The sequence below is a fragment of the Streptomyces sp. WAC03905 genome, from assembly GCF_057371075.1.
In genome coordinates this window covers 4,863,728-4,873,628 of record NZ_JBXYDZ010000003.1, presented here as the reverse complement: position 1 = coordinate 4,873,628, position 9,901 = coordinate 4,863,728, and the positions used below count along the sequence as shown (strand labels likewise).

The 9,901-nt window shown below is 72.4% G+C and carries 9 protein-coding genes; 3 read left to right on the top strand and 6 right to left on the bottom strand.

From position 1 onward, the window contains the following. Positions 1–58 precede the first annotated feature (58 nt). Together AC2RP6_RS24495 and AC2RP6_RS24490 are read right to left on the bottom strand one after the other, a co-directional pair. Positions 59–724, bottom strand: a complete 666-nt coding sequence (locus AC2RP6_RS24495) for an HAD family hydrolase (protein WP_486448146.1) — start codon at positions 722–724, stop codon at positions 59–61. Then, a complete protein-coding gene (locus tag AC2RP6_RS24490) occupies positions 721–1,221 on the bottom strand; it encodes a DUF6912 family protein (protein ID WP_486448145.1) in 501 nt (166 codons plus the stop codon). The genes AC2RP6_RS24495 and AC2RP6_RS24490 overlap by 4 nt, the downstream gene beginning before the upstream one ends. 314 nt (positions 1,222–1,535) lie before the next feature. Here AC2RP6_RS24490 and AC2RP6_RS24485 point away from each other — a divergent pair, with 314 nt between their 5' ends. Then, on the top strand, positions 1,536–2,015 hold the full coding sequence (locus AC2RP6_RS24485) for an Rv3235 family protein (protein WP_486448144.1): 480 nt from the start codon (positions 1,536–1,538) through the stop codon (positions 2,013–2,015). 269 nt (positions 2,016–2,284) lie between these two features. Here AC2RP6_RS24485 and secA read toward each other — a convergent pair whose 3' ends face one another. Then, complete coding sequence (gene secA / locus AC2RP6_RS24480) at positions 2,285–5,083, bottom strand: preprotein translocase subunit SecA (RefSeq protein WP_486448143.1); 2,799 nt, start codon at positions 5,081–5,083, stop codon at positions 2,285–2,287. A gap of 239 nt (positions 5,084–5,322) precedes the next feature. On the opposite strand from secA, the gene AC2RP6_RS24475 reads away from it, so the two are divergent. Both AC2RP6_RS24475 and AC2RP6_RS24470 read left to right on the top strand, forming a co-directional pair. Beyond that, the gene (locus AC2RP6_RS24475) at positions 5,323–5,898 is read left to right on the top strand and encodes a GNAT family N-acetyltransferase (protein ID WP_486448142.1); all 576 of its coding nucleotides are present in this window, start codon (positions 5,323–5,325) and stop codon (positions 5,896–5,898) included. A gap of 43 nt (positions 5,899–5,941) precedes the next feature. After that, positions 5,942–7,120: a winged helix-turn-helix domain-containing protein gene (locus AC2RP6_RS24470; RefSeq protein WP_486448141.1), complete on the top strand. Its 1,179-nt coding sequence runs from the start codon at positions 5,942–5,944 to the stop codon at positions 7,118–7,120. 31 nt (positions 7,121–7,151) lie between these two features. Here AC2RP6_RS24470 and AC2RP6_RS24465 read toward each other — a convergent pair whose 3' ends face one another. From AC2RP6_RS24465 to AC2RP6_RS24455, 3 genes are all read right to left on the bottom strand, one after another. Continuing rightward, positions 7,152–7,904: a response regulator gene (locus tag AC2RP6_RS24465; protein WP_486448140.1), complete on the bottom strand. Its 753-nt coding sequence runs from the start codon at positions 7,902–7,904 to the stop codon at positions 7,152–7,154. A gap of 190 nt (positions 7,905–8,094) precedes the next feature. Further along, positions 8,095–8,790 (bottom strand): ribosome hibernation-promoting factor, HPF/YfiA family, encoded by a 696-nt coding sequence (hpf, locus tag AC2RP6_RS24460; protein ID WP_486450434.1) that lies wholly within the window; start codon positions 8,788–8,790, stop codon positions 8,095–8,097. A 330-nt stretch (positions 8,791–9,120) separates the two neighbouring features. Then, on the bottom strand, positions 9,121–9,894 hold the full coding sequence (locus AC2RP6_RS24455) for a ComF family protein (RefSeq protein WP_486448139.1): 774 nt from the start codon (positions 9,892–9,894) through the stop codon (positions 9,121–9,123). Positions 9,895–9,901: the final 7 nt, after the last annotated feature.

The window sequence follows — 9,901 nt, the reverse complement described above, 5'->3', positions numbered from 1 at the left end:
ACTTTGACACTCTGGCCAGCGACGCGGCGGGCCGTCCGTGCAGCGGCCCGGCCAGTCGCTATTCGGCCAGCTCGCGAGCTGTCAGAACGGCCTCGGCCAGGGTGTCCACGACCGGCACTCCGGCTGATTCCAGACTGCGGCGGCTGTGCGAACCGCCCGTGTAGAGGACGGCGCGGGCGCCGACGTGCGCGGCGGCGAGGGCGTCGTCCACCGCGTCTCCGATGAGGACCGTACGGTCGGCGGTCACCCCCGTCGCGTCGAGGGCCTGCAGGTGGCGTACGAGATGTCCGGCCTTGGAGGTGTGGGAGGGGCCGGTCCGGCCGTCGACGCGCAGGAAGTGCCCGTCGATGCCGTGGGACCGCACCAGCGGCACGAGTCGGTCGTGGGGCGCGAGGGAGAGCAGGGACTGGGTGAGCCCGTCGCGCTGCCAGTCCCGCAGCAGTTCCCGGGCCCCGTCGGCGAGCCCGGAGTCCGCGGCGGCGGCCCAGTAGTGGCGGTGGAAGGTCTCGTCCATGACGAGCCACTCCTCCTCGGTGGGCAGCCGTCCCATAAGGCGTTCGTAGAACTTCGGCACCGGTACGACGTACAGCTCGCGGTACGTCTCCAGGGTGATCGGCGCGAAGCCGAGCTCGGCGAAGGAGGCGTTCGTCGCGATGATCACGGCGTCGATGTCGTGGAGGAGCGTGCCGTTCCAGTCCCACACGATGTGGTTCGCGAGCGTCATTTCAGCAGCCCCGGGATCTCCTGCACGCCGAACCACAGGAGCTCGTGGTCCTCGGCGCCGTCGACGGTGACCTGCGCGTCCTCGTCCCCGCCGTCGGCGGCGGCCAGGGCCTGCGCGGCGGCGGCGACGTCCTCACCGGCGTCGTCGGCGTCCACGTGCACCGCGGCGGCCACGGTGAGGCGCACGGCGGCGGCGAGGTCCACCCGGCCGATGGCGGTCTCGTCGGCCCCGGGGGCGGCGGTGGCGGCCTTGTCGTCCACGTCGAGGGCGACGACGACCCGCCGGCGGGGCGCGCCGGGGTCGGCGGCGAGCATCCGCAGGGAGGCGGCCGCGGCCCGGCCCAGGGCGGCGTACTCCAGCTCCTCCATGTCGTCGGAGACGTACCACTCGCGGAGCCCGGGGGTGACGGCGTACGCCCGCAGCGGGGCGGGTCCCAGCTCACCCGCCTGGTGCACCTCGGCGAGCGCGGGGAGGGTCAGGGGGACGTACACACGCATGGCCGGCTGCTTTCGGTCGTCGGAAACGCCCCCAGGATACGACTCGGAGGGGGCCGGCAGGGGTTCGCCGGGGTGACGGCCGCCGTACCCCATCGGGCTGCCGGAACGTTCCGGGTCCCCGTCCACCCGACGCCCCCGGCGCCGGGGCCGACTGGCGCGGGGGCGGCGGTGCGGGCACTCGGATAGGTGAACCGCACGGGCGGCGGGGCGGGGCGCGGCGGTGGTTGCGGAGCGTGTTCGCCGACCGTAGAAGGTCCCCATCAAGTTACCGCCCGGTACCGCTCCGGGCCCGGCCTGTTCGGGGGCAGATCGCGATGGACACCACGACGCGCGGCACGATCGGCAGCAACGGCGGCCGCCGCCCCGCGGGCCGCTCCGCAACCCGGCCCGCCGGCCGGCGCGACCAGCGCCGCCCGGCGCCTCCCACACCACCCACGGGGCCGGCCGGGGCGCGGGGACCGGCGCGCCCGCCGCACGTCGGCCCGCACCACTGGTTCGCCGAACGTCTGCTGGCGGTGATCAGCGGTACGCGCCCGGTCCATTCGCTCCTGGGCCACACCGTCGGCCCCGCCTACCAGCAGCTGGTCACGCTGGCACCCGAGGCTCCCCTGCGCGAACGCCTCCGCCCGGTCGTGCGCCGGTGCGGCCGCTTCGTCCCCGGCCCGGGTGTCATCGAGGCCTTCGCCCGCATCGCCACCGGCGACCGCGTCACGGCCATGGCCTTCCGCCTCGAACAGGGCCCGGACCTGCGCTGGCGCTGCGCGGCCATCGAAATCCAGGGCCCATGCCCCTGAATCCCGGGCCGGCAGCACCGTCTCAGCCCCGTCGGCGTTCGAGGCGCGGGGCCCGGGGGCAGCGCCCCCGCTGCGGCGCCGCGGCGTGCAGCGCACGGGCCCCCGGCACCGAACCGCCACCCCGGCGGGGAGCCGGGCAGCGGGAGCCGGGCAGCGGAAGCGGGGCAGCCGGAGCCGGGCAGCCCGAGCCGGGCAGCGGGAGCGCGACGGCCGGGGCCGGACACCCTCAAGGTGCCCGGCCCCGGCCGGCCGCTGAGACCACCAGCGGGTTACTTCTTGCGGCGACGACCGCCCGCGGCCTTCTGGGCCTTGCGCCGCTCGGCCCGGGTCATCCCGTCACCGTCACCGGCGGCGTCGCTGTCGAAGTCGCCCTCGATCACGCCGCCCTCGCCGTCGACCGTCGGGGCGGAGAAGTGCAGCCGGTCGGGACGCTGCGGCGCGTCCAGCCCCTTCGCCCGGATCTCCGGACGCGCGGCCGGCACCGGCTCCTTCGTCAGCGACGGCGCGGCGTCCTGCACCGGCAGCTCCTCGACCTGCTGCTCGACCTGGACCTCCAGGTTGAACAGGTAGCCGACGGACTCCTCCTTGATGCCTTCCTGCATGGCGTTGAACATGTCGAAGCCCTCGCGCTGGTACTCGACCAGCGGGTCCTTCTGGGCCATCGCCCGCAGGCCGATGCCCTCCTGCAGGTAGTCCATCTCGTAGAGGTGCTCACGCCACTTGCGGTCCAGCACCGACAGGACCACGCGCCGCTCCAGCTCGCGCATGATCTCGGAGCCGAGGGCCGCCTCGCGGGCCTCGTACTGCTCGTGGATGTCGTCCTTGACGGACTCCGCGATGAACTCGGCGGTGATGCCCGCGCGGTCGCCCGCGGCCTCCTCCAGCTCCTCGATGGTGACCTTCACCGGGTAGAGCTGCCGGAAGGCGCTCCACAGGCGCTCCAGGTCCCACTCCTCGGCGAAGCCCTCGACCGTCTCGGCCGCGATGTACGCGTCGATCGTGTCGTCCATCATGTGGCGGACCTGCTCCTGGAGGTCCTCGCCCTCCAGGACGCGGCGGCGCTCGCCGTAGATGACCTCGCGCTGGTTGTTGAGGACCTCGTCGTACTTCAGGACGTTCTTGCGCGTCTCGAAGTTCTGGGTCTCGACCTGCGACTGGGCCGACGCGATCGCACGCGTCACCATCTTGTTCTCGATCGGCACGTCGTCCGGCACGTTGGCCATCGCCATGACGCGCTCGACCATCTGCGCCTTGAACAGGCGCATCAGGTCGTCGCCGAGCGACAGGTAGAAGCGGGACTCGCCCGGGTCGCCCTGTCGGCCGGAGCGGCCGCGCAGCTGGTTGTCGATACGGCGCGACTCGTGGCGCTCGGTGCCCAGCACGTACAGCCCGCCGAGCCCCTTGACCTCCTCGAACTCCGCCTTCACGGCCGCCTCGGCCCGGGTGAGCGCCTCGGGCAGGGCGTGCGCCCACTCCTCGATGTGCTCCTCGGGGTCCAGGCCGCGCTGGCGCAGCTCCGCCTCGGCGAGGTCGTCAGGGTTGCCGCCGAGCTTGATGTCGGTACCACGGCCGGCCATGTTCGTGGCGACGGTGACCGCGCCGCGGCGGCCGGCCTGGGCGACGATCGTCGCCTCGCGGTCGTGCTGCTTGGCGTTGAGCACCTCGTGCGGGATGCCGCGCTTGGAGAGCTGCTGGGAGAGGTACTCGGACTTCTCGACCGACGTCGTACCGACGAGGATCGGCTGGCCCGTCTCGTGCTTCTCCGCGATGTCGTCGACGACGGCGGCGAACTTCGCGACCTCGGTCCGGTAGATCAGGTCGGGCTGGTCCTTGCGGACCATCGCGCGGTTGGTCGGGATCGGGACCACACCGAGCTTGTAGATCTGGTGGAACTCGGCGGCCTCGGTCATGGCCGTACCGGTCATGCCCGACAGCTTCGAGTACAGGCGGAAGAAGTTCTGCAGGGTGATCGTGGCGAGGGTCTGGTTCTCGTCCTTGATGTCCACCCCTTCCTTCGCCTCGATCGCCTGGTGCATGCCCTCGTTGTAGCGGCGGCCGGCGAGGATGCGGCCGGTGTGCTCGTCGACGATCATGACTTCGCCGTCGATGACGACGTAGTCCTTGTCCTTCTTGAACAGTTCCTTCGCCTTGATGGCGTTGTTCAGGTAGCCGACGAGCGGGGTGTTCACCGACTCGTAGAGGTTCTCGATGCCGAGCCAGTCCTCGACCTTGGCGACACCGGCCTCGTGGATGCCGACGGTGCGCTTCTTCTCGTCGACCTCGTAGTCGCCGGTCTCCTCGATGCCCTTCAGCGGCTGGCCGGCCTCGCCCTTGGTCAGGCGGGTGACCAGCTTGGCGAAGTCCGCGTACCACTTCGTGGCCTGGTCCGCGGGACCGGAGATGATCAGCGGGGTGCGGGCCTCGTCGACGAGGATGGAGTCGACCTCGTCGACCACGGCGAAGTTGTGCCCGCGCTGGACCAGCTCGTCCTGCGACCACGCCATGTTGTCGCGCAGGTAGTCGAAGCCGAACTCGTTGTTCGTGCCGTACGTGATGTCGCAGTTGTACTGCTCGCGCCGCTGCGCCGGCGACATGTTCGCCAGGATGCAGCCGATGGACAGGCCCAGGAACTTGTGGACGCGGCCCATCATCTCGGAGTCGCGCTCGGCCAGGTAGTCGTTCACCGTGATCAGGTGGACGCCCTTGCCGGACAGCGCGTTCAGGTACGCGGGGAGCGTGCCGACGAGGGTCTTGCCCTCACCGGTCTTCATCTCGGCGACGTAGCCGAGGTGCAGCGCCGCGCCACCCATGATCTGGACGTCGTAGTGGCGCTGGCCGAGGACGCGCTTGGCCGCCTCGCGCACCGTCGCGAAGGCCTCGGGCAGCAGGTCGTCCAGGCTCTCACCGTCCTGGTAGCGCTGCTTGTACTCGTCCGTGAGCGCCCGCAACTCGGCGTCGGAGAGGTTGACGAAGTCCTCTTCGATGGAGTTGACCTGGTCCGCGATGCGGTGCAGTTTGCGCAGGATCTTGCCTTCGCCTGCACGCATGAGCTTGTTGAAGACGGACACCGAGGTTTGTCTCCTTGCCGGTCGGGCCTGGGCACTGTACGTACACGGGCACGGCAGGTGGGCCCCACCGCAACGGCCATCGTAAGCGAGGACTCGGCCGCGTCGGGAGGTCCGCCGTTCCCAGAGGGCACGGGTGCCCGTATGGAGAACGTACGGAGGACACCGAAGGTGCCGCATCGCCCGGGCGGATTCCCGAAAAGTGTTGGCCCGCGGCGCCGCGGCCGCAGCAGAATCCGCGCATGGAACCCACCACCCTGACCACCGGGCGCCTCGTGCTCAGACCCTTCGTCCCCGAGGACGCCGCCGAGGTGTACGCCGCCTGCCAGGACCCCGAGATCCAGCGCTGGACCGAGGTCCCCTCCCCCTATACGCACGCCCACGCGGACACCTGGGTGCACGAGACGGTGCCGGCCGGCTGGCGCGGGGACACCGCGTACAGCTTCGCGGTCCGGCTCGGGGCGGGCGGCCCGCTGGTCGCGGCCGTGGGCGTGCACCCGCGCGGCGAGTCCGTGTTCGAGGTCGGCTTCTGGGCGGTGAAGGAGCACCGGGGCCGCGGCTACATGACCGAGGCGGTGGACGCCGCCGCCCGCTGGGCCTTCACCGAGCTGGGCGCCGGCCGCGTGGAATGGCGGGCCGAGCCGGACAACACCGGCTCCCGTGCCGTCGCCGACCGGGCCGGCTTCCGGATCGAGGGGGTCCTGCGCGCCGGGATCACCCACCGCGGCACCCTGCGCGACTGCCGGGTCGGCGCCCTGCTCCCCTCCGACCTGGGGCTGCCCTCGCAGCTGCCGTACCTGCCGTCGCCCACCGCGTAGGCGCGCGGGGCCCGCTGTCAGTGGCACCCCCTAAGCTCGGCGCATGACCCTGCCGCCGCCTACCGTGTCCCTGTCCGCCGACGAGGCCCGCCGGATCGCCCTGCGCGCGCAGGGCTTCCTCGGAGCGCCCGACCGGCGCGGCGGGGTCCGCGGGGTCCTGCGCCACCTGGGCGCCGTCCAGCTCGACACCATCTCGGTGCTGGCACGGTCGCACGAGCTGATCCCCTACGCCCGGCTCGGCGCGGTCGGCCGGGACACCGTGGAGCGGGCGTACTGGACCGAGCGCCACGCCTTCGAGTACTGGTCGCACGCGGCCTGCATCCTGCCCATCGAGGAATGGCCGCATTTCGCCTTCCGCCGCCGGGCCAACCGGGCGCGCGGCCACCGCTGGCACGTCCTCCGGGACAAGCAGCACTCGACCCGGGCGGTCCTGGACCGGCTGCGGACGGACGGCCCGCTGACCTCCACCGAACTGGGCGGCGCCAAGAACGGCGGCGAGTGGTTCGAATGGTCCGAGACCAAGATCGCCGTGGAGTGGCTGCTCGACACCGGCGAGGTGGTGTGCAGCGAGCGCCGCGGCTGGAAGCGGGTCTACGACCTCCCCGAGCGGGCCGTGCCCGGGGCGCTGCTCCACGACGACCTGGACGACCGAGAGTGCCTGCGCCGCCTGGTGGCCCTGGCCGGCCGGTCCCTCGGCGTCGGCACCCGCGCCGACATCGCGGACTACCACCGGCTCAAGGGGGAGCAGTTCGACGCGGTGGTCGAGGACGCGGGACTGGTACCGGTCGAGGTCGAGGGCTGGGCCAAGCCCGCCTGGGCCGACCCGGCTGCGCTCGCGACGCCTCCCCGGGGCCGCCACCGCACGACGCTGCTGTCGCCCTTCGACTCCCTGGTCTGGGACCGTCCGCGCACCGAGCGGATCTTCGGCTTCACGCACCGCCTGGAGGCGTACGTCCCCAAGCCCCGGCGGATACACGGGTACTTCGCGATGCCGCTGCTGTCGGGCGGCCGACTGCAGGGCCGGGTCGACCCGGCCCGCGAGGGCCGCACGCTGGTCGCCCGGCAGCTCTCGCTGACGTCCCCCGCGGCCGCGGCCCCGATGGCGCGGGCCCTGCGGGAGGCGGCGGAGTGGGTCGGCTGCGACGCGGTGCGCGTGGAGCGCGCGCAGACCGCCTCCGAGGCCGCCGCGGTGACGGCCGAGCTGACGGCGCTGGGGAGCTGAGGCCGGGCCCCCCTCCCACGAGGGGGTGCGGTCAGCGGATCTCCAGGATCTTCTCGCGCATCGCGTAGACCACGGCCTCCATCCTGGAGTGCAGCTGCAGCTTCTCCAGGATGTTGCGGACGTGGTTCTTGACCGTGTTCTCGGAGATGAACAACTCCTTCGCGATGTCGCGGTTGTTCATCCCGGTGGCGACCAGCTTGAGGACCTCCAGCTCCCGGTCCGTCAGCCTCGGCGCCGGCACCAGCCGCCGCTCGTCCGTCCGCTGGATCATCGACTTGAACTCGGTGAGGAGCTTCGACGCCATGGACGGGCTGATCTGCGACTGGCCGTCGGCCACCGCCCGGATCGCCGTGGCCACCTCGTCGGTGGAGATCTCCTTCAGGAGGTACCCGGTCGCGCCCGCCTTGATCGCGTCGTAGAGGTCCGCCTCCTCGTCGCTGATCGTCAGCATGATGATCTTCGCGGAGGGCGCCACCTCCTTGATCGAGGTGCAGGCCTCGATGCCGCCGCGCCGGGGCATCCGCACGTCCATGAGCACGATGTCCGGCAGCAGGTCGGCCGCCTTGTCCACCGCCTCCGCGCCGTCACCGGCCTCGCCGACGACCTGGATGTCCTCCTCCTGCGCGAGGACGATCTCCAGTCCCCGGCGGAAGAGCGCGTGGTCGTCGACCACGAGCACCCGGATCGGCTCCCCGGCCGGCGGGCCGGCGGTCTCCTCCGAGGGGTCCGCCCCGCGGCAGGCCGCGCCGTTGTCCGCGCGTACCGGACCGAAGCTGTCCGCCATCGTCCCTCCCCCTGCATGTGCTGAGCTGCCGGGCCAACCGGACGCGTTCCCCGACCGGTTGACTGCCCGCCATGATTCCATGCCCGCACCACGGCGCGGGGGATGCCGGCGGACCTCCTGGCGCATACCCGTCATACAGGTGCCCCCGCGGAGACGCCGGAGCGTCCCGCGGGGGCAGCGAACGGACTGCTCAGCCGCCGAGCGCGCCACCCGCGCCGCCGGGCGGCTCCTCCGAGCTGGAGGCCCCGTCGGGGTTCACGTGGATGACGCCGTAGTCGTAGGCGTGACGCCGGTAGACGACACTGGGCAACTTCGTCTCGGAGTCGACGAACAGATAGAAGTCGTGGCCGACCAGCTCCATCTCGTACAGGGCCTGGTCGAGCGACATGGGCGCGGCCGAGTGGGTCTTCTCGCGGACGATGAGCGGGCCCTCGCCCTGCACCTCGATGGATCCGATCCGGGTGATCGGAACCCCGTCCGCCTTCTCCTCGGTGACCACCTGGCCGCTGCCGTTGAGCGACGCGACGCCCGGCACGACGTCGGGGACCTCTGCCGCCGGGATCCGGCCGTTGCCGCGGCGGGTGAAGCGCTTGTCGTGCTGCTTGCGCAGCCGGGCCTCCAGCTTGTCCTGGGCGAGGTCCAGCGCCGCGTACGGGTCGGCGGCGGCCGCCTCGGCCCGGATCACCGGGCCCCGCGAATGCAGGGTGATCTCCACGCGGTCGGAACGGTCGGCCTGGCGCGGGTTGTGCTCCTTGGACACCTCGACGTCCAAGCTGATCACCTTGGCGTCGAGCTTCTGGATCCGCTCCGGATTCAGCTTCTCGGCCACGTGCTTGCGGAACCGCTCGGGCACCTCGGTCTTGCGGCCCTTGACGACGATGTCCACGCAGAACTCCGTTCCCGGATAGCTCCGCCCGACGGGGCGAAGCGTCTCCCTTTCGCACCAGACTCCGGTGAAGGCCGGAGCCTCGGACTTGGCGACTTTCACCTCCTCCTCCCCCATCGGCAAGATCAGAACCCCACCGATTTCGGAGTCGAGAGAACAGCCTCCTGAGTTCCTTACAACCGAACATATCTCTGTATGACGGTTGTCGGCACCCGCTACTGGCCCGTACTTCCAGTCCAGTGGCCGTTCCCTCGTACTACCTGCAACGATGGGCCTTCCCCTCCAGTTCCAAATCTATTCACGGGATTTTCCCCGTGGGGACGTTGCAGGTCACCGCTCCTTGACGCGGGGAGTCCGCGCGAAGGAGCCCGCGGGCGCGGCCACCACCGCCGCCCGCAGCACCCCGCCCGGCCTCCGGCCCGCGCCTGCCCCGGATCCGCCCCCGTATCCCGCCGTGTATCCGGCCAGGCCCGCCGCGCGCACCGCCCGGGCCGCCTCGGCCAGCGTCGCCCCCGTGGTGACCACGTCGTCCACCAGTACGATCCCGGCCCCGCGCGTCAGCCGCGCCCCGTCCCGCCGCACCGCCAGCGCCCCCGCCAGGTTCTCCCGGCGCTGCCGGGCCCCCAGACCCGCCTGGTCCGCCACCGCCCGGCGCAGCCCCAGTACGGGCGCCACGCGCGCGGGCACCCCGGCCCGCCGCAGCCGTCCCGCCGCGGCCAGGGCGATCCTGCGGACCGGATCGTGCCCGCGCGCCCGCACCTGCCGCCGCGCCGACGGGACCGGCACCAGCGCCACCTCGCCCCGCCCGGGACCCGGCCCGCCCGCCAGGACGGCCGCCGCCAGCGCGCCGCCCAGCACCCCGGACAGCGGGAGCGCCCCGCGCTCCTTGTGGGCCAGCAGGACGGCGCGTACGGCCCCCTCGTAGACGGCGGCAGCCCGGACCACCGGCAGGCCGCCGAACCGCGGAGACGGGCTCACCAGCCCCGCCGCGGCCCCACTGAGCGCGCCCCCGCAGTCGGCGCACACCAGCACGCGGGCCGCGCCGCACCCGGCGCAGTCCGCCGGCAGGACCAGCCCGGCGAGCTCCTGCCACCACCCCCGCATGGCACCC